The sequence below is a fragment of the Achromobacter sp. UBA5777 genome, from assembly GCF_002418565.1.
GTDB lineage: Bacteria > Pseudomonadota > Gammaproteobacteria > Burkholderiales > Burkholderiaceae_B > Achromobacter > Achromobacter animicus.
This window is the reverse complement of record NZ_DIEJ01000162.1, coordinates 1-20,617: the sequence shown is the minus strand read 5'-3', so window position 1 is coordinate 20,617 and position 20,617 is coordinate 1. Positions and strand designations below refer to the sequence as shown.

Annotated in this window: 18 protein-coding genes and 1 pseudogene; 11 read left to right on the top strand and 8 right to left on the bottom strand. The window is 66.3% G+C overall.

The window, feature by feature from the left end; translation table 11 throughout:
* On the bottom strand, nucleotides 1-222 hold a 222-nt coding region (locus tag B3446_RS12790; protein WP_291381503.1), incomplete at its 3' end, for a site-specific integrase.
* Nucleotides 223-231: 9 nt separating this feature from the next.
* Nucleotides 232-1,163 (bottom strand): annotated as a pseudogene (locus B3446_RS12785) (LysR substrate-binding domain-containing protein).
* 165 nt (nucleotides 1,164-1,328) lie between these two features.
* On the opposite strand from B3446_RS12785, the gene B3446_RS12780 reads away from it, so the two are divergent.
* The 3 genes from B3446_RS12780 to B3446_RS12770 all read left to right on the top strand — a co-directional run bounded on the left by B3446_RS12780 (nucleotide 1,329) and on the right by B3446_RS12770 (nucleotide 5,590).
* Entirely contained in the window at nucleotides 1,329-3,011 is a 1,683-nt protein-coding gene (locus B3446_RS12780) for a thiamine pyrophosphate-binding protein (protein WP_291381500.1), read from the top strand.
* Nucleotides 3,012-3,154: 143 nt separating this feature from the next.
* Nucleotides 3,155-4,348, top strand: a complete 1,194-nt coding sequence (locus B3446_RS12775) for an acyl-CoA dehydrogenase (RefSeq protein ID WP_056570859.1) — start codon at nucleotides 3,155-3,157, stop codon at nucleotides 4,346-4,348.
* 255 nt (nucleotides 4,349-4,603) lie between these two features.
* Entirely contained in the window at nucleotides 4,604-5,590 is a 987-nt protein-coding gene (locus B3446_RS12770) for a TRAP transporter substrate-binding protein (RefSeq protein ID WP_291381497.1), read from the top strand.
* 13 nt (nucleotides 5,591-5,603) lie between these two features.
* On the opposite strand, the gene B3446_RS12765 is transcribed toward B3446_RS12770, so the two are convergent.
* The 5 genes from B3446_RS12765 to B3446_RS12745 all read right to left on the bottom strand — a co-directional run bounded on the left by B3446_RS12765 (nucleotide 5,604) and on the right by B3446_RS12745 (nucleotide 11,729).
* Nucleotides 5,604-6,047: a MaoC family dehydratase gene (locus B3446_RS12765; protein WP_191575970.1), complete on the bottom strand. Its 444-nt coding sequence runs from the start codon at nucleotides 6,045-6,047 to the stop codon at nucleotides 5,604-5,606.
* 70 nt (nucleotides 6,048-6,117) lie between these two features.
* The gene (boxA, locus tag B3446_RS12760) at nucleotides 6,118-7,368 is read right to left on the bottom strand and encodes a benzoyl-CoA 2,3-epoxidase subunit BoxA (protein WP_291381494.1); all 1,251 of its coding nucleotides are present in this window, start codon (nucleotides 7,366-7,368) and stop codon (nucleotides 6,118-6,120) included.
* 40 nt (nucleotides 7,369-7,408) lie between these two features.
* The gene (boxB, locus tag B3446_RS12755; RefSeq protein ID WP_291381492.1) at nucleotides 7,409-8,836 is read right to left on the bottom strand and encodes a benzoyl-CoA 2,3-epoxidase subunit BoxB; all 1,428 of its coding nucleotides are present in this window, start codon (nucleotides 8,834-8,836) and stop codon (nucleotides 7,409-7,411) included.
* Between the two features lie 111 nt (nucleotides 8,837-8,947).
* Nucleotides 8,948-10,618 (bottom strand): 2,3-epoxybenzoyl-CoA dihydrolase, encoded by a 1,671-nt coding sequence (gene boxC, locus B3446_RS12750; protein ID WP_291381490.1) that lies wholly within the window; start codon nucleotides 10,616-10,618, stop codon nucleotides 8,948-8,950.
* A gap of 202 nt (nucleotides 10,619-10,820) precedes the next feature.
* Nucleotides 10,821-11,729, bottom strand: a complete 909-nt coding sequence (locus B3446_RS12745; protein WP_191575973.1) for a helix-turn-helix transcriptional regulator — start codon at nucleotides 11,727-11,729, stop codon at nucleotides 10,821-10,823.
* A 173-nt stretch (nucleotides 11,730-11,902) separates the two neighbouring features.
* Here B3446_RS12745 and B3446_RS12740 point away from each other — a divergent pair, with 173 nt between their 5' ends.
* The 8 genes from B3446_RS12740 to B3446_RS12705 all read left to right on the top strand — a co-directional run bounded on the left by B3446_RS12740 (nucleotide 11,903) and on the right by B3446_RS12705 (nucleotide 19,590).
* Entirely contained in the window at nucleotides 11,903-12,376 is a 474-nt protein-coding gene (locus B3446_RS12740; RefSeq protein WP_291381487.1) for a DUF4863 family protein, read from the top strand.
* 80 nt (nucleotides 12,377-12,456) lie between these two features.
* On the top strand, nucleotides 12,457-14,016 hold the full coding sequence (locus tag B3446_RS12735; protein WP_291381485.1) for a benzoate-CoA ligase family protein: 1,560 nt from the start codon (nucleotides 12,457-12,459) through the stop codon (nucleotides 14,014-14,016).
* Entirely contained in the window at nucleotides 14,013-14,837 is an 825-nt protein-coding gene (locus B3446_RS12730; RefSeq protein WP_291381483.1) for an alpha/beta fold hydrolase, read from the top strand. Before B3446_RS12735 ends, B3446_RS12730 begins: the two co-directional genes overlap by 4 nt.
* A 54-nt stretch (nucleotides 14,838-14,891) precedes the next feature.
* Nucleotides 14,892-16,052 carry an ABC transporter substrate-binding protein gene (locus B3446_RS12725; RefSeq protein WP_175125890.1) on the top strand — a complete coding sequence of 387 codons (1,161 nt, stop codon included), beginning with the start codon at nucleotides 14,892-14,894 and terminating at the stop codon, nucleotides 16,050-16,052.
* A 33-nt stretch (nucleotides 16,053-16,085) separates the two neighbouring features.
* Complete coding sequence (locus tag B3446_RS12720) at nucleotides 16,086-16,967, top strand: branched-chain amino acid ABC transporter permease (RefSeq protein ID WP_191575976.1); 882 nt, start codon at nucleotides 16,086-16,088, stop codon at nucleotides 16,965-16,967.
* Between the two features lie 28 nt (nucleotides 16,968-16,995).
* A complete protein-coding gene (locus tag B3446_RS12715; RefSeq protein ID WP_291381480.1) occupies nucleotides 16,996-18,126 on the top strand; it encodes a branched-chain amino acid ABC transporter permease in 1,131 nt (376 codons plus the stop codon).
* Nucleotides 18,119-18,880 carry an ABC transporter ATP-binding protein gene (locus B3446_RS12710; protein ID WP_191575978.1) on the top strand — a complete coding sequence of 254 codons (762 nt, stop codon included), beginning with the start codon at nucleotides 18,119-18,121 and terminating at the stop codon, nucleotides 18,878-18,880. The genes B3446_RS12715 and B3446_RS12710 overlap by 8 nt, the downstream gene beginning before the upstream one ends.
* Entirely contained in the window at nucleotides 18,880-19,590 is a 711-nt protein-coding gene (locus tag B3446_RS12705; protein ID WP_175125886.1) for an ABC transporter ATP-binding protein, read from the top strand. The genes B3446_RS12710 and B3446_RS12705 overlap by 1 nt, the downstream gene beginning before the upstream one ends.
* Before the next feature lie 55 nt (nucleotides 19,591-19,645).
* On the opposite strand, the gene B3446_RS12700 is transcribed toward B3446_RS12705, so the two are convergent.
* Nucleotides 19,646-20,617: acetolactate synthase large subunit (locus B3446_RS12700; protein WP_291381475.1), on the bottom strand; the 972-nt coding region annotated here is incomplete at its 5' end.

The window sequence follows — 20,617 nt, the reverse complement described above, 5'->3', positions numbered from 1 at the left end:
GGCCGGGCCGGCGGGCAGGGGCTGGGCGCGCGCCGGCTCGCCGTGCCGGTCGGCCAGTTCCCGGGCGTAGGCGTCGGGGTCTTCAAGCCAGCGGGCGAAACCCGTCAGGTCGCGCCGGTAGGCGGCCAGGGTGTTGGCGGACAGGCCGTCTTCGAGCCACACGGCGTCGATGAAGGCGTCGATATCGGCCTGGGAGGCAAGCGGCTGGCGGGCGGTGGACATGGCGGGGTTCTACGGCGCGGCGCGGCCGGGCAGGCGCTCGCCCACGCCTGCGGCGGCGGACTTGAGCCAGGTCTCGAACACCTTCAACGCATCGGACCGTTCGCTGCGTTGCGGATAGCCGAAGTAATACCCCTGGCTGACCGCCAGCGACTGCGGGACCGGCATGGCAAGCGCGCCCTGGTCCAGTGCGGGCTGCGCCAGAAAGCGCGGCATCAGCCCGACGCCAAGCCCGGCCTGCACCGCCGCCATCACCATGGTGAAGAGCTCGTAGCGCGGGCCGCCAGCCGCCTGCGGTCCATACAGATAGCCATTGGCCGTATACCACTGGCGCCAGGCGTCCGGCCGCGAAGCCAGATGCAGATGCGTCATCCCGGTCAGAGCGCCGCCGCCCTGCTCCGCCACGCGCGCCGCCAATTCGGGCGCGCAGACCGGCACCAGTTCGCGTTCCGGAAACAGCAGCCCACCCTGCGTGCCGGGCCAGAGTCCGTCCCCGTGATACAGCGCGCCGTCGAACGGCTGGTCCTTGAATTGAAACGGCAGGGTGCGCACGGACAAGCTGACGGNNCGGGGATGTCGCCGTGCTCGCGCTGGAAATCGGCCAGACGCGGGATCAGCCAGGTGGTGGCCAGCGTGGGCACCACGGCGATGTGGATGCTGCGCCCCATGCCGGTCCGGCTGACGAGACCGAAGGTGTCCTTTTCGATCTGATCAAGATGGTGACGGATCCGGCCGGCGTATTCGGCGCCGTGGTCGGTCAGCACGATCCGGCGGCGCACCCGCGTGAACAGTTGTACGCCCAGCCGCGCTTCCAGGCTGGCCACCTGACGGTAGACGGCGCTGTGCGTCAGCGACAGCTCTTCGGCGGCGCGCGAAAAGCTGCCCAGCCGGGCCGAGGCCTCGAATGCCTGCAGGGCCGTCAGATTGGGGATGCCGTTTCTCATGGAAATACCGCCGGAAGACCGGCCCGCTGCCGGGCGCCCGCATGCTGCGGCGCACCAGCCGCCACGTGCCGGGGGATCAACAGAATGTGCAATTTTATCAATTGCGTTGTGCGCCCAGGGAACATATGCTCGGGAGTTCTACCCTAGGCTAACCACGACACCACCATGCCCCAGCAAGATTCCCGCCTTGGCGGTCACATTCTGGTCGACCAACTGGTCGCCCATGGCGTCAAACATGTCTTTTGTGTCCCCGGCGAAAGCTATCTGGCGGTGCTGGACGGCCTGCACGATGCCGACATCAAGGTCACGGTGTGCCGTCAGGAAGGCGGCGCAGCCATGATGGCCGACGCGCACGGCAAGCTGACCGGCGAGCCCGGCATCTGCATGGTGACGCGCGGTCCGGGCGCCTCCAATGCGCTGGCCGGCGTGCACATTTCGAAGCAGGACTCGTCGCCGATGATCCTGTTCGTGGGCCAGATCGAGCGCGGCATGCGCGAGCGCGAAGCCTTCCAGGAAATGGACTACCGCGCCGTATTTGGCACGCAGGCCAAGTGGGTGACCGAGATCGATCAGGTCGAACGCATTCCCGAACTGATCTCGCGCGCGTTCCACATCGCCACATCCGGCCGCCCCGGCCCGGTGGTGATTGCGCTGCCGGAAGACATGCTGGTCGAGGCCGCCAAAGTGGCCGACGCGCCGCGCTACGAAGTCATCGAATCCGCCCCCACCGCCGGCCAGCTGGCCGACCTGGAAAAACTGCTGGCTGATGCGAAGAACCCGGTCGCCATTCTGGGCGGCACGCGCTGGGACGCGCGCGCCGTGCAGGAATTTGCCGACTTCGCGCAACGCCACGCGCTGCCGACTGCCGTGTCGTTCCGCCGCCAGATGCTGTTCCCGGCCGACCATCCTTGCTTCATCGGCGACGTGGGCCTGGGCATCAATCCCGCCCTGCTCAAGCGCGTAGCCGACGCCGACCTGATCCTGCTGGTGGGCGGCCGCATGTCGGAAAACCCCAGCCAGGCGTACACGCTGCTGGATATTCCGGTGCCCAAGCAAAAGCTGGTGCACGTGCATCCTGATGCCGCCGAGCTGGGCCGCGTGTACCGCCCCACCCTGGCCATCAACACGTCGCCGTCCGCCTTTGCCGCGTCGCTGGCGAACCTGAAAGCGCCGGCCGCGCCCGCCTGGGCCGACGGCACCAAGGCCATGCGCGAGTCGTACCTGAAATGGAGCGATCCGGAAACCGTCACCACGCCCGGCGCGCTGCAGTTGGGCCAAGTGATGGCGTACCTGGAAAAGACGTTGCCGGCCGACGCCATCATGACCAACGGCGCGGGCAACTACGCCACCTGGCTGCATCGCTTCCACCGCTTCACGCGCTTTGGCACGCAGTTGGCCCCCACCTCCGGATCCATGGGCTACGGCCTGCCGGCGGCCGTGGGCGCCAAGCGCGTCTGGCCCGACAAGACCGTCGTGTGCTTCGCGGGCGACGGCTGCTTCCTGATGCACGGCCAGGAATTCGCCACGGCGGTGCAGTATGACCTGCCCATCGTCGTCATCCTGGTGGACAACGGCATGTACGGCACGATCCGCATGCACCAGGAAAAGCACTACCCGGGCCGCATTTCCGCGACCGAGCTCAAGAACCCCGATTTCGCCGACTACGCGCGCGCCTTTGGCGGCCACGGCGAGCGCGTGGAAACCACCGAACAGTTCGGTCCGGCCTTCGAACGGGCATTGGCCAGCGGCAAGCCCGCGATCCTGCACTGCTTCATCGACCCGGAAACCATCAGCCCGTCCACGACCCTCGAGAAGATCCGCGAGGCGGCGCTGAAGGCCCAACACTGAACCCTGTACGGGCGGAATAACCGGCAACACCACCGGCGGCGCGCTCAGGCGCACCGCCGTGCAAACCCCAACTTGCCGCCCGAATTATTTTAAGTTTAAACTTTCCAGATTCCGATCACGGAAATCCATAGCGGAGACCCAGCATGTCCTCGAACCCCTCATTCCACTGGCAAGATCCTCTGTTGCTGGACCAGCAACTGACCGACGAAGAGCGTATGGTGCGCGACGCCGCCTACGCCTACTCCCAGGACAAGCTGGCGCCCCGCGTGCTCAACGCCTTCCGCAACGAGAAGACCGATCCCGAGATCTTCTCCGAAATGGGTGAACTGGGCCTCCTGGGCGCCACGATCCCCGTCGAATACGGCGGCGCCGGCCTGAACTACGTCAGCTACGGCCTGATCGCCCGTGAAGTCGAACGCGTCGACTCCGGCTACCGCTCGATGATGAGCGTGCAGTCCTCGCTGGTAATGGTGCCGATCAACGAATTCGGCAGCGAAGAACAAAAGAAGAAGTACCTGCCCAAGCTGGCGCGCGGTGAATGGATCGGCTGCTTCGGCCTGACCGAACCCAACCACGGCTCCGACCCCAACGGCATGGAAACCCGCGCCGTCAAAACGGCCGACGGCTACAAGGTCAGCGGCAACAAGATGTGGATCACCAACTCGCCCATCGCCGACGTGTTCGTGGTGTGGGCCAAGTGCGTCGGCGGCGACTTCGACGGCAAGATCCGCGGCTTCATCCTTGAAAAGGGCATGAAGGGCCTGTCGGCCCCCGCCATCCACGGCAAGGTCGGCCTGCGCGCGTCGATCACCGGCGAAATCGTCATGGACGAAGTGGAAGTGTCCGCCGACCAGATGATGCCCGGCGTGTCCGGCCTGAAGGGTCCGTTCACCTGCCTGAACTCCGCCCGCTACGGCATCGCCTGGGGCGCTGTCGGCGCCGCCGAGGCCTGCTGGCACACCGCCCGCCAGTACACCCTGGACCGCAAGCAGTTCGGCCGCCCCCTGGCCGCCAACCAGCTGATCCAGAAGAAGCTGGCTGACATGCAAACCGAAATCACGCTGGCCCTGCAAGGCTGCCTGCGTCTGGGCCGCATGAAAGACGAAGGCACCGCCGCCGTCGAAATCACCTCGATCATGAAGCGCAACTCGTGCGGCAAGGCGCTGGACATCGCCCGCCTGGCGCGCGACATGCTCGGCGGCAACGGCATCTCCGACGAGTTCGGCGTCGCCCGCCACCTGGTGAACCTGGAAGTGGTCAACACCTACGAAGGCACCCACGACGTGCACGCCCTGATCCTGGGCCGCGCACAGACGGGCATCCAGGCGTTCTATTGATCGCCTGCCTGGTGTAGCCAAGGAGGCCGCCCGTAGGGCGGCCTTTTTTTTGGCGAGTTGCTGCAACGCCAGGTGTCTGACACCCTCTGAGCCGCAGCTACAAGCTGACGGTCACCTCCCCTGGGTGTCAGACACTGACCGATTGGAATACGCCATACGCCCGATCCCGCACCGCCTGCGCATTGCCGTAAGCCCGACTAGGCGCGCGGTTGTACACCTCGTACGCTTTGCGGATTCCCCCCACAGGAGTCGCGCATGCATCGCATCACCCCCCTGCGCCTGGCGGCAGTCATCGCCATGGCTTTCGTCGCCCACGGCGCTCAGGCCGCCACGACGCTCACCATGACCACCGAATACCCGGCCACCTCCATGCCGGGCCAAGGCGTGTCCACGTTTGCCGAGCTGGTGCGCGCCAAGTCGGCGGGCAACGTCATCATCGACACGAGTTTCGACGCGGCCAAGGGCATCAAGTCGGGCGACATGATCGACGCGGTGCACACGCGCAAGGTGGACGCAGGCGACGCCTTCGCCGGCGCGCTGGCCACGAAGTATCCGCTGTTCGGCGTTTCATCCCTGCCCTTCCTGGCGGACTCGTTGTCCAAGGCCCGCAACCTCAACAAGGCGGCGCGGCCGGCGTACGAGAAGCTGCTGGCTGCGCATGGCCAGAAGCTGCTCTACACCACGCCGTGGCCGGCGTCGGGCATCTGGTCCAAGCAGAAGGTGGACAGCGTGGCGGCGCTGAAGCGCCTGACCATCCGCACTTACGATGCGACGTCGCAGGACGTCATGCAGCGCGCCGGCGCGCGTGCGGAGAACATCTCGTTTGCCGACGCCATGCCGCGCATCGCGTCGGGCGAGGTGAACGCGGTGCTGTCCTCCGGCGATGGCGGCGCGGGCCGCAAGTTGTGGGAGTATCTGCCCCACTTCGCGGAGATCAACTACGCCATGCCGATCTCGGTGGCGACGATGAATCTGAAGGCGTACGAGGCGCTGGATGCGCGGTCGCGCAAGGCCATCGACCAGGCGGCCGCGCAGACCGAGACCGAGCAGTGGAAACGCATCGAAGGCCGCCTGCAGCAAAACTACGCGAACATGCGCAAGAACGGCGTGGCCATCAACACTGCCGTTCCGCCCGCGGTGCGCAAGGCGTTGCAGGACGCATCGAAGGAATCCATCAACGCCTGGAAAGCGGCGGCCGGCCCGGAAGGGGCCGCCATTCTCAAGCAGGCGAGCAAGCGGTAGAAGAAAGCCGCGCCTAGTTGTTGCCGGACAGGTCGAACAGGCTGGTCGCGTCCATTTCCAGCACGCTTTCGTCGTGCTGGTTCACGACCGTCCACGCCCAGTTGATGATGCCCAGGTCCGGGCGCGAGGACGAGTGGCGCGCGCCTTGCACGCGCGCGTGCAGGTTCAGGGTGTCGCCAGGGCGGACGGGCGTGCGCCAGCGGACTTCGCCCAGGCCGGGCGAACCGAAGGATTCGGAATCATGCAGGGCGGCGTCGACCGCCATGCGCATGGCCAGCGCGCAGGTGTGCCAACCGCTGGCGATGAGGCCGCCCCACCGGCCTTCCGCGGCGCGCTGCGGATCGGTGTGAAACCACTGGGGATCGAATTGGCGGGCAAACGCCAGGATCTCCGCTTCCGTCACGGTGACCGGCCCGCCCTTGATCACCATGCCGTCCTTGAATTCCGCGAACTTCATGTTGTTTTTCCCCGTGCAAACGAAACCGGCGCGCCCAGGCGCGCCGTTCGTCACGCAACTGTTGTTGTGGTCAGTAAGTCTCGAAGTGCAGCCGGCCTTCACGGCGCAGCGCTTCATGCAGGATAGACCAATCCTCGCCCGACTGCACCACCACCTCGCGCAACGCGTCCAGCACGCCGACCTCCATGCCCTTCAGGCCGCAGACGTAGATGCAAGTGTTGCGGTCAGCCAGCAATCCACGGACCTGCGCGGCCCGCTCGCGGATCAGATCCTGCACATAGCGCTTGGGCTGGCCGGGTTCGCGCGAGAGCGCCAGGTTGATGTCGATGAAATCACGCGGCAGCTTCATCAACGGGCCGAAGTACGGCAATTCGCGTTCGGTGCGCGCGCCGAAGAAAAGCATGAGCTTGCCGATGTCCGCCATGCCGATCAGGCGGCGGCTGCGCTCCGTCATGGCGCGCATTGGCGCCGAACCCGTGCCCGTGCAGATCATGATGAGGTTGGCCTTCGGATGATTCGGCATCAGGAAGGTGTGGCCGAACGGGCCGATCACCTGCACCGTGTCGTTCTTCGCCAGGTCGCACAGATAGTTTGAGCAGACGCCGTGCGCGGCCTCTCCGCCGTGATCCTGCGTGACGCGCTTTACCGTCAGCGACAGGTTGTTGTACCCCGCGCGTTCGCCGTCGCGCGGGCTGGCCAGCGAATACTGGCGCGCGTGATGCGGCCGGCCCATCGCGTCCACGCCCGGCGGCAGGATGCCGATGGACTGCCCTTCCAGCACCGGAAACGGCTGCTCGCCAAAGTCCAGCACGATGTGGTGGATGTCGCTTTCCGTGTCGGCGCCGGTGACGCGGTAGTTGCCCACGACCGTCGCGGTGATGGGCGTCTTGTGCGTGTAGAGATTCACATAGGGGTGCGCGGCAGACCATGGGGGGACCGCCGCGCCGGACGTCACAAGCATCGCCGGAGGCGCTGCCGGTTCGGTCTGCGAATCCGTGGCGGCCTGCTGCGCGCCATCGTCCGCAACCGCAGCGTCCAATGGCAACGACTTTTCCTGCGGCAGCTCTTCCCAGCCAAACTGGTCCTGCACGGAATAGGCCTCGGCGCGCACCACCAGCCGCCAGTTGTCGATGGAACCCGTCGGGCACGGCGGCACGCAGGCCATGCAGCCGTTGCAGATTTCCGGGTCCACCACGTAGTTGTTCGAATCGTGCGTGATCGCATCGACCGGACAGGTCTCTTCGCAGGTATTGCAGCGGATGCAGATCTCGGGATCGATCAGGTGCTGCTTCAGGACTTCCACCGGTAATGGGGCGTTCATCGCCGTCCTCCCAAACGCGGGCACGCGGCCCGCACGGCCATCAGTTGAAACGCACGTACTCGAAGTTCACCGGCTGGCGGTTGACGCCCATGACGGGCGGCGCGATCCAGTTGGCGAATTTGCCCGGTTCCGTGACCCGGCCCATCAGCGACGCGACGAACGCGCGATCTTCCGGCGTGGGCAGCCACTTGTGCTGGTTGGCCTGCCATTGCGATTCGGACACGATCTCACCTTCGGGCGACATGCGGATGCCGGCCAGCGTGCCGATCTGGCGGTTGAACGCCTTGTGCGGCACCTGCAGGCGAAAGGCCAGGCCGCTCTTTTCGATGACCTTGTTCCAGCGGCCAATACCGGCCACCGAGTCGCGGATAAAGTCATCGCGCAGGACCTCGTTCAGCGCGTTCAGCATCGGCACCTCGATCTCCGCCAGCTTGCCGTTGCTGACGTTCAGCACGCGATACGTGTCGTTCTTGAGCTGATGGTCGTCGTTGCGCTTGGTCTCTTCGTAGCGGCCCTTCAGGCCCGATCCGTAGAAGATGGCGGCGTTGGACGACTGGTCCGCGCCGAAGAGGTCAATGGTGACGCTGTAGTGAAAGTTCAGGTAGCGCTGGATGGTGGGCAGGTCGATCACGCCGGCCGCGCGCACCGCTTGCGGATCGTCGGTCTTCAGTTCCTTCATCACTTCGCAGGTGCGCTGGATGACGCGCGAGATGCCGGACTCGCCGACGAACATGTGGTGCGCTTCCTCGGTCAGCATGAACTTGGTCGTGCGGGCCAGCGGATCGAAGCTGGATTCGGCCAGCGCGCACAACTGGAACTTGCCGTCGCGGTCGGTGAAGTACGTGAACATGTAGAACGCCAGCCAGTCGGGCGTCTTCTCGTTGAAGGCGCCCAGGATGCGCGGATTGTCGGAATCGCCCGAGCTGCGCTGCAGCAGCGCATCGGCTTCCTCGCGGCCGTCACGCCCGAAGTAACGATGTAGCAGGTAGACCATCGCCCACAGGTGCCGCCCTTCTTCGACGTTGATCTGGAACAGGTTGCGCAGGTCGTACTGCGACGGCGCGGTCAGGCCCAGGTGGCGTTGCTGCTCGATCGACGCGGGTTCGGTGTCGCCTTGCGTGACGATGATGCGGCGCAAGTTGGCACGGTGCTCGCCCGGCACGTCCTGCCACACGTCGCGGCCGATGTTCTCGCCGAAATGGATCTTGCGCTGCCCGTCCTGCGGCGCCAGGAAGATGCCCCAGCGGTAATCGGGCATGCGCACGTGGTTGAAGTGCGCCCAGCCGTCGGGCTCGACGCTGACGGCCGTGCGCAGATAGACGTCGAATCCATGCGAACCGTCGGGTCCCATGTCCTGCCACCACTGCAGATAATTGGGCTGCCAGTGTTCCAGCGCGCGCTGCAACGTGCGGTCGCCGGACAGGTTGACGTTGTTGGGAATCTTGTCGGTGTAGTTGATGCCGGACATGTCTCTCTCCTGATTCTTGGAATGGGGCGCCGGCCGCGCGGCGCTTGGATCTCAGGGCCAATGGGCAGGCCCCCATGGCGCCTGGCCGCCCGTTGGCCGTACGCTTGCCGCCTAGACGCGGTTCCAGTCGAATGCCGCCTGCTCGCCCTTGCCGTACAGCTTGAGCGCACCCTTGTCGCCCGCCGCATTGGGGCGGTTGAAGATCCAGTTCTGCCAGGCGGTCAGCCGGCCGAAGATGCGGGTTTCCATGGTTTCCTGGCCGCCGAAGCGCAAGTTGGCTTCCAGGCCGGTCAACGCATCGGGCGACAGCGCGCGGCGCTCTTCCAGCGCCAGCCGCACTTCGTCATCCCAGTCGATGCTGTCGGGCGCGTAGGTGATGAGGCCCAGCTCCAGCGCGGCGGAAGCCGGCAGGCTGCGACCGGCTTGCGCGCGCACCGCTTCCAGCGGCTGCGTCTCGCCGTAAAAGCGCCGTTGCAGGCGGCTCTGGCCGTTCACCATGGGATACGCGCCGAAATTGCGCTCGCCCACCACGATCTGCGGCGGCGGGGCGTCGATATCTTCGTCGTCCTCCACGTCCAGCATGTAGCTGCGGTCCGCCGCCAGCGCCAGTTCCAGCAGCGTGCCCGCGAAGCACGAGCCCGGTTCGATCAGCGCGAACAGGCTGCGCGAGGTCACGTCCAGCCGCGCCAGGGTGCGGCGCAGCATGCCGGCGGTTTCGCGCACGAACCAGTGATCCGCGTGCCGTTCCAGCGCCGCATCGGCCGCAAGCACCGCCTCGGCGTCGCCCTCGGTCTTCAGGATCCAGGTGCCGATGTCCAGCTCGTTCGTGCGCATCGACAGAATGGCGTCATCCAGTTCGCGCGCCATCTGCAGCGGCCACCAGGCGGCGCCCGCCGCAACGATGTCCTGCAGTTCCGTTTCGACGCGGCCTTGCGGCGCGCGGACCGTCCACGTCGCCTGACGCTTTTCGCGGTCGAGCTGCACGTCGACGTAGCGATAGGACAGGCTGGTCTCGGTCTCGGTGCGTTGCAGCGGCGTCAGCGACACGCCCTGCTCGTCCGCCGGTCGGTGGCTGTCCTGCGCCAGCGCCAGGGCGCGGGCGCGGACTTCTTCCTCGAAGCGCGCGGGCTTGACCACATCGTCCACCAGCCGCCAGTCCTTGGCGCGTTGCCCGCGCACGCCCTCGACCAGCGTGCAGAAGATGTCGGCATGATCGTGCCGCACTCGGCGCTTGTCGGTGACGCGGGTCAGGCCGCCGGTGCCGGGCAGCACGCCCAGCAGCGGCACTTCGGGCAGGGCCACGGAAGACGAACGGTCGTCGATCAGCAGGATTTCGTCGCAGGCCAGGGCCAGTTCATAACCGCCGCCCGCACACGCGCCGTTCAGCGCGGCAATGAACTTCAAGCCGCCGTGGCGGCTGGAGTCTTCGATGCCGTTACGGGTTTCGTTGGTGAACTTGCAGAAGTTCACCTTCCAGGCGTGGGTGGACAAGCCCAGCATGAAAATGTTGGCCCCGGAACAGAAAATCCGGTCCTTCATGCTGGTGACGACCACGCTGCGCACTTCCGGGTGTTCAAAACGGATGCGCTGCAGGGCGTCGTGCAGTTCGATGTCGACGCCTAGGTCGTATGAATTGAGCTTGAGCTTGTAACCGGGGCGCAGGCCGCCGTCTTCGGCGACGTCCATGGCCAATGTCGCCACCGCACCGTCGAAGGCCAGACGCCAATGCCGGTACTGGGCGGGATCGGTTCGAAAGTCGACCCGGCTGATGGGGCTGCTCATAGTGTGTCTCCTCATACGCCCTGTGCTCGGACAGGAAAAATACTGCACCACATGAATTATTATGCAGATTAGTGCAGGTGATTATGAGCGTCAAGCGGAATATGCAAGAAAGTGCAGGTTCCAAAGAACTGGAGGCGGAAAGCAAAAAGCCGCCCTGGAAGGGGCGGCCTTATCGCAAATCAACCGGACGAGCGGCGCAGCGCTACAGCGGCAGCCCGCAAGCCTTGCGCACCTGCGTACGCAGACCGGCAAAGCTCTCGGGCACTTCCAGATTGCTGGTCACCCAGGTCAGATCGGCCTTGGCATAGAACGCTTCGCGTCCGGCCAGGATGCGCTTCAGATCCGCCATCGCTTCGTTGTTGCCCGACATGGGGCGGAAGTCGCCCTGCGCCATGACGCGGCCCATGTGCTCTTCGGGCGTGGCGCGCAGCCAGACCGTGTAGCAATGGGTCAGCAGCAGATTCAGCGTGGCAGGTTCGGACACCAGTCCGCCCGGCGTTGCCAGCACCATCTCGGGGTAGATCTGCACGGCCTCTTCCAGCGCCCGCCGTTCGTAGCGGCGATACGCATTGGGACCGTAAAGGTTGTGGATCTCCAGGATGCCGCAGCCGGCCACCCGCTCGATCTCGCGGTTCAGTTCCACGAAGGGGTAGCCAAGATCGTCGGCCAGCATCTGACCCAGCGTCGACTTGCCCGCACCGCGCAGGCCGATCAGCGCCACGCGCTGCGTACGGTTCGGGCGCTGGGCCCCGGCGCCCACGCCAAACAATTGCGTCAGCGCCTCGCGGGCACGCTGCAGATCGGATTCGGTGCGCCCGCTGAGCAATTCCCGGATCAGCAGCCAATCGGGCGATTCGGTGGTCACGTCGCCGACGAGTTCGGCCAGCGCGCAATTGAAGGCGCGCGCAATCTGCAGCAGCACCAGGATCGACGCGTTGCCGACCCCGTGCTCCAGATTGGCAAGGTGGCGTTCGGACACGCCGGTCGCCTGGGACAACCCTTTGCGCGTCATGCCGCGGATGGCGCGCAGGCGGCGCACGCGCTCGCCCAGGGCGATCAGAAAGGGCTCGCGCCGGGGTTCGATGGGCGCCGTGTCTAGCGCTTGATTCATGGTTCGACTGACTCCGCAAAAACCCTGATTACCGCTCTTTTATGCACTATAGTGCTTGACCCACATCAACGGAAGCACTATTTTTCCATCCAACGAGTCCACAGCCGATCCGGTGCAAAAAAACAGCAGTCCAACAGGACTGCCGAGCGCCGACAGTGTAAAGGAGCCGCCTGGTGAGTACGCCTGACCAATTCCATGCCCTGATGCGGGACGTGACGCGTCTGACGGCCGGCCAGCCGCTGGATGCAGCGCTGCAGGCCCGGCTCAATGACGCCGCCGGTCCGGACAGCGCGCTGTTCCAGGACATCTTTGCCACCTGTAGGCAAGGCGTGGCCGACGGCTGGATGTGCAACCGCGAAGGCGGCGGCATCAAGTATGGCCGGGTGATCAAGCCCGCCGATGACCTGGGCGGCTGCTCGGTCGACGTCGTAGACATGATCGATCTGGCCGGTCCGCACCACGCGCATCCCAATGGCGAGATCGACATGATCATGCCGCTGACCGAAGACGCCCGCTTCGATGGCCACGGGGCCGGCTGGCTGGTCTATGGCCCGGGGACGGCGCACCGCCCCACCGTGACGCAGGGTCGCGCCCTGGTGCTGTATCTGCTGCCCGGCGGGGCCATCGAATTCACGCGCCCCGGCTGACAGCCGGTCCGGACACCCGCCCTGCCGCCAACAACAACCACAGGCACGGCGTCCGCCCACCAGGACATCAGGAGACAACCGTGAACACCTGCCCCGCCGAATTGAACTTCGCCAGCCACCTGGCCGCGCTGAACGCGCCGCGCGCCACCAAGCTGGCCTACATCGACGACACCCGCCAACTCACGTACGGAGATCTGGCCGAGCGGGTGGCCCGCATGGCCGGCGCGCTGCGCAATCTGGGCCTGCGCCGCGAGGAACGCATCCTGCTGTTGATGCAGGACACGGCTGACTGGCCCGTCGTGTTCCTGGGCGCGCTGCACGCCGGCGTGGTGCCCGTGGCCGTGAACACGCTGCTCACTGCAGACGACTACGCCTACATCGTTGCGCACAGCCGCGTGCGGGCCGTGTTCGTGTCGGGCGCGTTGCTGCCGGTGCTGCAATCGGCGCTGGTCCAGGCGCCGGCGGACATCGAACACCTGGTCGTGTCGCAGCCGGGCGCAACCCTGCCGGGCGGCGCCCACGAATTCGAATCCTTGCTGGCGGCCGCCCCGCTCGCGCCCGCCGCCCGGACGCTGTCCGACGAGATCGCGTTCTGGCTGTACTCGTCCGGATCCACGGGCAAGCCTAAGGGCGTGGTGCACACCCACGGCAACCTCTGGCACACGGCCGAACTCTATGCCAAGCCCGTGCTCGGCATCCGCGAAGACGACGTGGTGTTCTCGGCCGCGAAGCTGTTCTTTGCGTACGGCCTGGGCAATGGCCTGACGTTTCCGCTGTCGGTGGGCGCCACCGTCGTGCTGATGGCCGAGCGCCCCACGCCGCAGGCCGTGTTCCAGCGTCTGGTCCGGCATCGTCCCACCGTGTTCTATGGCGTGCCGACGCTGTACGCCAGCATGCTGGCCTCGCCCGACCTGCCCCCCCGCGAACAGGTGGCGATGCGCGTCTGCACATCCGCCGGCGAAGCCTTGCCGCGCGATATCGGCGAGCGCTTCACGCGCCATTTCGGCTGTGAAATCCTGGACGGCATCGGTTCGACCGAGATGCTGCACATCTTCATTTCGAACCGCGCGGGCCAGTTGCGCTACGGCACCACGGGCAAGCCCGTGCCCGGCTACGAGGTGCAATTGCGCGACGACAATGGCGCGCCGGTTGCGCCGGGCGCCATCGGCGATCTCTACATCAAGGGCCCCAGCGCCGCGCTGATGTACTGGAACAACCGCGACAAGACACGCCAGTGCTTTCTGGGCGATTGGCTGAAAAGCGGCGACAAGTACGTGTGCGATCCAGACGGCTACTACACCTACGCCGGCCGCAGCGACGACATGATCAAGGTCAGCGGCCAGTACGTGTCGCCGGTAGAGGTCGAGAACATCCTGATCCAGCACGAAGCGGTGCTGGAAGCCGCGGTGATCGGCGTGCCGGATCACGACGGCCTGGTCAAGACGAAGGCCTACGTGGTGCTGCGCGCCGGCTTCGAGCCCGACGCGCAGACGGGTGCCGCCTTGCAGCACTACGTGAAGCAGCATCTGGCGCCGTTCAAGTACCCGCGCCAGATCGATTTCCTGGAAGAACTGCCCAAGACCGCCACCGGCAAGATCCAGCGGTTCCGCCTGCGCGCGCTGGAAGAGGCCGCGCTATGACTGCCACCACGGAGGCCGCCGCGGTCTTTGCCAACCTGCATGCGCGCGGCCGCGACATGCGGCTGGAATGCGCGTGGATCGCGCCGGAACGCGCCGATGCGCCGCTCATCGTGTTCCTGCACGAGGGGCTGGGATCGGTGTCGATGTGGAAGGACTTTCCGCAACGGGTCTGCGATGCGGCCGGTTGCCGCGGCCTGGTGTATTCGCGCTACGGCTATGGCCAGTCCACCGCGCGCCCGCTGCGCGAAGCGTGGCCTGTGGACTTCATGCATCGCGAGGCGCACGAGGTGCTGCCCGCCCTGCTTGAAGTCCTGGGCGTGAACGCGCACCACGACAAGCCCGTGTTGTTCGGTCATAGCGACGGCGGCTCGATCGCGTTGCTGTACGCCGCGCGGTATCCGGACGCGGTCGCCGGCGTGGTGGTTGCAGCGCCGCACATCTTTGTCGAGGACGTCTCGGTGGCCAGCATCGCGCAGGCGCGCCAGGCCTATCTGGAATCCGATCTGCGCGCGCGGCTGGGGCGTCATCACCAGGACGTCGACTCGGCATTCTGGGGCTGGAACGACATCTGGTTGAAGCCCGAATTCCGGGCGTGGAACATCGAAGACGAATTGAACCGTATCACCTGTCCCGTGCTGGCCATTCAGGGCATGGACGACGAATACGGCACGCTCGAGCAGGTGCGCGGCATCCGTCGGCGCGCGCCGCAAACCGAACTGCTGGAGATACCGGACTGTGGGCATTCGCCGCACCGGGATCAGCCCGCCACCGTTGTCCAGGCCGTCGCACGCTTTGTGGGCGCGCTGGAAAAACCCGGTTGACCCAGGCCGCGCCATCGGCCCGGCGTTAGCCCATAACAAGCACGGAGACAAACCATGAACCACGTCCTGACCCGGGCTGCGCTGGCCGCCGCCCTGACGATCGCCGCAAGCGGCGCGCATGCCGACGACAAGCTCAAGGTCGGCTTCATGCTGCCCTACAGCGGCACCTTCGCCGCGCTGGGCAACGCCATCGAGAACGGCTTCAAGCTCTACGTTGCCGAGCAGGGCGGCAAGCTGGGCGGGCGCGAGATCGAATACTTCAAGGTGGACGACGAATCCAATCCGGCCAAGGCTGCGGAGAACGCCAACCGGCTCATCAAGCGCGATCAGGTGGACGTGCTGATCGGCACGGTGCACTCCGGCGTGGCCATGGCGCTGGCCAAGGCGGCCAAGGACGCCGACACCACGCTGATCGTGACCAACGCCGGGGCCAACGCGATCACCGGCCCGCTGTGCGGCCCCGGCATCTTCCGCACTTCATTCACGAACTGGCAGCCGGCGTATGCGATGGGGCCGGTGGCCTATGCCAAGGGCCACAAGACTGCCGTGACCATCACGTGGAAATACGCGGCGGGCGACGAAGCCATCGGCGGCTTCAAGGAAGGCTTCGAGAAGGCCGGCGGCAAGGTTGTGCGCGAACTGAGCCTGCCATTTCCCAACGTGGAATTCCAGTCGCTGCTGACGGAGATTGCCGCGCTCAAGCCCGACATGGTCTTCACCTTCTTTGCGGGCGGCGGCGCGGTGAAGTTCGTGCAGGACTACCACGCCGCCGGCCTGGACAAGACAATTCCGCTGTACGGCTCGGGCTTCCTGACAGACGGCACGCTGCAGGCGCAGGGCGCGTCCGCGCAGGGACTGCTGACCACCCTGCACTACGCCGACGGCCTGAACACGCCGCGCGACAACGCGTTCCGCGCCGACTATTCCAAGGCGTACAAGATGCAGCCGGACGTCTACGCGGTGCAGGGCTATGACGCCGCCCAACTCATGCAGTCGGGCCTCACGGCCGTGAAGGGCGATTTCTCGAAGAAGGAAGCCTTCCGCAGCGCCATGCGCACGGCAACCGTGGACAGCCCGCGCGGCTCGTTCACGCTGTCCAAGGCGGGCAACCCGGTGCAGGACATCTACCTGCGGCGCGTCGACGGCCTGGAGAACAAGGTCGTCGAAGTCGCGGTTCAGAAGCTGGCCGACCCCGCGCGCGGCTGCAAGCTGTAACGCCACGCACCGCGTCCGCCACAGGGAGGCCCCATGGACATCAGCATCCTGCTCATCCAGAGCCTGAACGCATTCCAGTACGGCTTGCTGCTGTTCCTGGTGGCCAGCGGACTCACGCTGATCTTCGGGATCATGGGCATCATCAATCTGGCCCACGGCAGTTTCTACATGATCGGCGCGTACATGGCGTTTGCGCTGGGTCCGGTGGTGGACCGCTGGCTGGGCGGCGGCTTTCTCACGACGCTGGCGGTCTGCGTGCTGGCCGCCGCCGTACTGGGCTACCTGCTGGAAGCCGCGTTCTTCAGCTACCTGTACAAGCGCAACCATCTGCAGCAGGTGCTGATGACCTACGGCCTGATCCTGGTGTTCGAGGAGCTGCGCAGCATTCTTGTGGGCAACGACGTGCACGGCGTGCCGCTGCCGTCGTGGTTGAAGGGCAGCATTGCGTTGGGCGACGTGATGACGTATCCCGTTTACCGGCTCTTCATCTCGGCCGTGGGCATTGCGGTGGCGCTGCTGCTGTACTGGGTCATCTCGCGCACGCGGTTGGGGATGATGCTGCGCGCCGGCGCCAGCAACCGCGAGATGATCAGCTCGCTGGGCATCGACATCAACAAGCTCTACCGCGTGGTGTTCGCGGCCGGCGTGGCGCTGGCCGCGCTGGCTGGCAGCATCGCAGCGCCCGTCTCGTCGGTGTATCCCGGCATGGGCAACGGCGTGCTCATCATCTGCTTCGTGGTGGTGGTGATCGGCGGCATCGGGTCGATCCGCGGCGCGTTCCTGGCCGCGATGCTGGTGGGCTTTGCCGAGACCTTCGGCCAGGTGCTGTTCCCTTCCGCGGCGGGCGTGCTGGTCTATCTGCTGATGGCCTTCATTCTGCTTTGCAAGCCCGAAGGGCTGTTCAAACAGGGCTAGGTCCTGTCGACATCAAAAGGACCCTCGCATGCGCACGCCTCTGCTCAACCGACTTCTGCCCTTCGCCGCGCTGCTGGCGCTAGCCGCCTTTTCGTTCAGCGGCAGTGATTACTACACCGGCCTCGCGGTGAAGATCATGATCTACGCGATCTTCGCGCTGAGCCTGCAACTGCTGGTCGGCGGTGCTGGGCTGGTCAGCCTGGGACACGCCGCGTTCTTCGGCATTGGCGCGTATGTGGCGGCGCTGCTGTCGCCGGAATCGGAAGCGGCCGGGCTGTGGTGGCTGCTGCCAGCCGCCCTGCTCGCGGCCGCCGCCTATGCGCTGGTCACCGGCGCGCTCGCGCTTCGCACGCGCGGCGTGTACTTCATCATGGTCACGCTGGCCTTCTCGCAGATGGCCTATTACGTCTTCCACGACACCAAGATCGGCGGCGGCAGCGACGGCATCTATCTGTACTTCCGGCCCGAACTCTCGCTGGGCGGCTGGATGCCGTTCGATCTGAGCAATGGGACCACGTTCTATTTCTTCGTCCTGGCGTGCCTGGCGCTGGCGTGGGGCTTTCTGGCGCTGCTGCGGCGCTCGCCGTTCGGCGCGGCGCTGGCCGGCATTCGCATCAACGAACAGCGCATGCGCGCGGCGGGCTATTCGACCTATCCGTACAAGCTGGCCGCGTATGTCGTCGGCGCCACGCTGGCGGCGCTGGCGGGCTTTCTGTTTGCATTGAAGGACGGCTTCGTCACGCCCGAACTGCTGGCGTGGGAACAATCCGGGTTGGTGCTGCTGATGGTCATCCTGGGCGGCATGGGCAGCCTGGGCGGCGCGGTGCTGGGCACCGTGACGATGGTGCTGCTGCAGGAGCTGTTCCAGTCGCAGGACTTGTTTGGCGACTACGCGCGCCATTGGCATCTGCCGCTGGGCATCGCAATCATCGCGCTGGTGGCACTGCTGCCGAACGGGCTGGCAGGATTGCCGGCGCAATGGCGCGAGCGCCGGCAGGCGCGCCTGGCGGATGCTGGAAAGGGCGCAGGCAAGGACACCCGAATCGACTACCGAAGCGACACCCGAAGCGGCCCCAGCCGGGACGCCATCACGCCTTCACGCGCGCCATCCAAAACGCCCGCCCCCCGCCTGCCGATTCAGGGAGAACGCCATGTCTGATGTCCTGCTCGCCGCCACCGCGGTCACGCGCCGCTTCGGCGGTCTCACGGCGGTCAACGGCGTGTCGCTGCAGTTGCAGCGCGGCCAGGTGCACGCCGTGATCGGCACCAATGGCGCAGGCAAGTCCACGCTCATCAACATTTTGTCGGGCGAACTGGCGGCCAGCAGCGGGCAAGTCACGCTGGCGGGCCGCGACATCACCGCCTGGCCGCAGCCCGAGCGCGCACGCGCCGGGCTGGGCCGCAGCTACCAGCGATCCACGATCTTTCCCGAACTCAGCGTGTTCGAAAACTGCCGGCTTGCGGCGCAGGCCAGCCGGCAGCGCTTCTGGCACTGGTGGCGCGACGCAGCCAGTTGCCGCCGCAGCGCCGACCTGGCCGGCGAGGCACTGGAGCGCACGGGTCTCGCTCACGACGCAACGCAGCCCGCCGGTCTGCTGGCCCACGGCCGAAAACGCCAGCTGGAGATCGCGATGTGCCTGGCGGGCGAACCGCAGGTGCTGTTGCTGGACGAACCGCTGGCGGGCATGGGCCCCGAGGAAACCGACCGCATCCTCGACCTGCTGCAAACGCTGAAGGCCGGCCACGCGATCCTGCTGGTCGAACACGACATGGACGCCGTGTTCCGCATCGCCGAAACCATCACCGTGATGGTCAACGGCAGCGCGATCGCCAGCGGCGCGCCCGAGCAGATCCGCGCCAATCCCGAGGTGCGCACCGCCTATCTGGGCGAAGACGGACAAGGAGCGCATTGATGCACACGCTGATCGAAGCCGGCGGCCTGCACGTGTACTACGGCGCCAGCCATGTGCTGCGGGGCGTGGACATGCACATCGCACCGGGCGAATCCGTGGGTCTGGTGGGCCGCAACGGCATGGGCAAGACCACGCTCATCCGCAGCCTGATGGGCCACGTAAAGAGCGCGCAAGGCAACGTGCGGGTGCGGGGCAGCGATTGCACGCATGCGCAGCCGCACGCGATTGCGCGCATGGGCGTGGCCTACGTGCCCGAGGGGCGCGGCATCTTTCCCAACCTGAACGTGCGCGAGAACCTGCAGGTCGCCGCAAGGCCGGGCAAGCGCGCCGGCCAGGACTGGACGTATGCGCGCGTGCTGGACACGTTTCCGCGCCTGCGCGAGCGCCTGGGCCACGGTGGTCAGCAGCTGTCGGGCGGCGAACAGCAGATGCTGGCCATCGGCCGGGCGTTGATGACCAATCCCGACCTGCTGATCCTGGACGAAGCCACCGAAGGCCTTGCGCCGCTGATCGTGGCCGAGATCTGGCGCATCATCCGCGACATCCGTGCGACCGGCATGTCCACGCTGATCGTGGACCGCAACTACCGCGCGGTGCTGGAACACACCGATCGGTGTCTGGTCATGGAGAAGGGATTGATCGTGCAGGATGGCGATAGCGCGTCGCTGGCCCGGCAACCCGAGCAATTGACGCGCTATTTGGGGGTATAGCGGCGGGACGAATGCGAAGAATATTCGCGAAGCGTCCGCGCCACGCCGGCAATCGTCAGATCACCGCTTCGATCAGGAAGGGGCCGCGGCGCTTCAAGCCTTCGGCCAGCGCGCGCGCAAAGCCTTCGACCGTATCCACGCTGACCGCTTCGACGCCCATGCCGCGCGCCAGATGCGTCCACTCCAGATGCGGATCCTGCAGGTCCAGCATGCGGCGCGCGTTGCGGCCCGGCTCCTGCACGCCCACGTTCTTCATTTCGCCATGCAGCGTGGCGTAGGAACGGTTGGCCAGGATGATGGTCAGGCAATCCAGGTTTTCACGGGCCTGCGTCCACAAGGCCTGCAAGGTGTACATGCCGCTGCCGTCCGCCTGCAGGGTCACGACCTTGCGGTCGGGGCAGGCCACTGCCGCACCCGTCGCCATCGGCAGGCCGATACCGATGGCGCCGCCGGTCAGCATCAGCCAGTCGTGCGGCGCGCTGTTCACGCTGTAAAGCGGGAATTCGCGGCCCTGCGTGATGGACTCGTCGCAGACGATAGCCTGCTCGGGCAGGTGGTGCGCGACCAGGATGTTGACCGCGGCGCTGGTCAGCTTGCCGGAGGCAGGCACTTCGTAGCTGGGCGCGGGCGCCACCAGCCGCGGCGCGTCGGCGGCGATGCCCAGTTCGTCGGCCAGCCATTCCAGCGCGTGCGGCAGGTCCTGGTCGGCGGTGGCCAGCACGAGCTGGTTGCTGTCCTGCGGGGCCAGCAGGCTGGGCTTGCCGGGGTAGGCAAAAAAGCCGACCGGCGACTTCGCGCCCGCCAGCACCAGATGCTTCACATCCTTCAGCTTGGCCACGGCCATGTCGATCGGATACGGCAGACGATCCACCGGGGTGCGCGCGCCGCCGCGTTCGATGCGGCGGTTCGACGTTTCCGACACCAGGCGCACGCCTGTGGCCCGCGCGATGCGGCCGGCGGCGTTCAGGGCGCGCTCGCGCAGCGCGGCGCCGCCCAGCATCAGCACGGTGACTTCACCCGAACGGCG

What these genes read in the sequence shown, in the direction of transcription:
- B3446_RS12705 (WP_175125886.1), top strand. Translation starts at nt 18,880, where the DNA reads ATGCACACGCTGATCGAAGCCGGCGGCCTGCACGTGTACTACGGCGCC.
- B3446_RS12770 (WP_291381497.1), top strand. Translation starts at nt 4,604, where the DNA reads ATGCATCGCATCACCCCCCTGCGCCTGGCGGCAGTCATCGCCATGGCT.
- boxC (WP_291381490.1), bottom strand. Translation starts at nt 10,618, where the DNA reads ATGAGCAGCCCCATCAGCCGGGTCGACTTTCGAACCGATCCCGCCCAG.
- boxA (WP_291381494.1), bottom strand. Translation starts at nt 7,368, where the DNA reads ATGAACGCCCCATTACCGGTGGAAGTCCTGAAGCAGCACCTGATCGAT.
- B3446_RS12720 (WP_191575976.1), top strand. Translation starts at nt 16,086, where the DNA reads ATGGACATCAGCATCCTGCTCATCCAGAGCCTGAACGCATTCCAGTAC.
- B3446_RS12745 (WP_191575973.1), bottom strand. Translation starts at nt 11,729, where the DNA reads ATGAATCAAGCGCTAGACACGGCGCCCATCGAACCCCGGCGCGAGCCC.
- boxB (WP_291381492.1), bottom strand. Translation starts at nt 8,836, where the DNA reads ATGTCCGGCATCAACTACACCGACAAGATTCCCAACAACGTCAACCTG.
- B3446_RS12765 (WP_191575970.1), bottom strand. Translation starts at nt 6,047, where the DNA reads ATGAAGTTCGCGGAATTCAAGGACGGCATGGTGATCAAGGGCGGGCCG.
- B3446_RS12780 (WP_291381500.1), top strand. Translation starts at nt 1,329, where the DNA reads ATGCCCCAGCAAGATTCCCGCCTTGGCGGTCACATTCTGGTCGACCAA.
- B3446_RS12715 (WP_291381480.1), top strand. Translation starts at nt 16,996, where the DNA reads ATGCGCACGCCTCTGCTCAACCGACTTCTGCCCTTCGCCGCGCTGCTG.
- B3446_RS12730 (WP_291381483.1), top strand. Translation starts at nt 14,013, where the DNA reads ATGACTGCCACCACGGAGGCCGCCGCGGTCTTTGCCAACCTGCATGCG.
- B3446_RS12710 (WP_191575978.1), top strand. Translation starts at nt 18,119, where the DNA reads ATGTCTGATGTCCTGCTCGCCGCCACCGCGGTCACGCGCCGCTTCGGC.
- B3446_RS12725 (WP_175125890.1), top strand. Translation starts at nt 14,892, where the DNA reads ATGAACCACGTCCTGACCCGGGCTGCGCTGGCCGCCGCCCTGACGATC.
- B3446_RS12775 (WP_056570859.1), top strand. Translation starts at nt 3,155, where the DNA reads ATGTCCTCGAACCCCTCATTCCACTGGCAAGATCCTCTGTTGCTGGAC.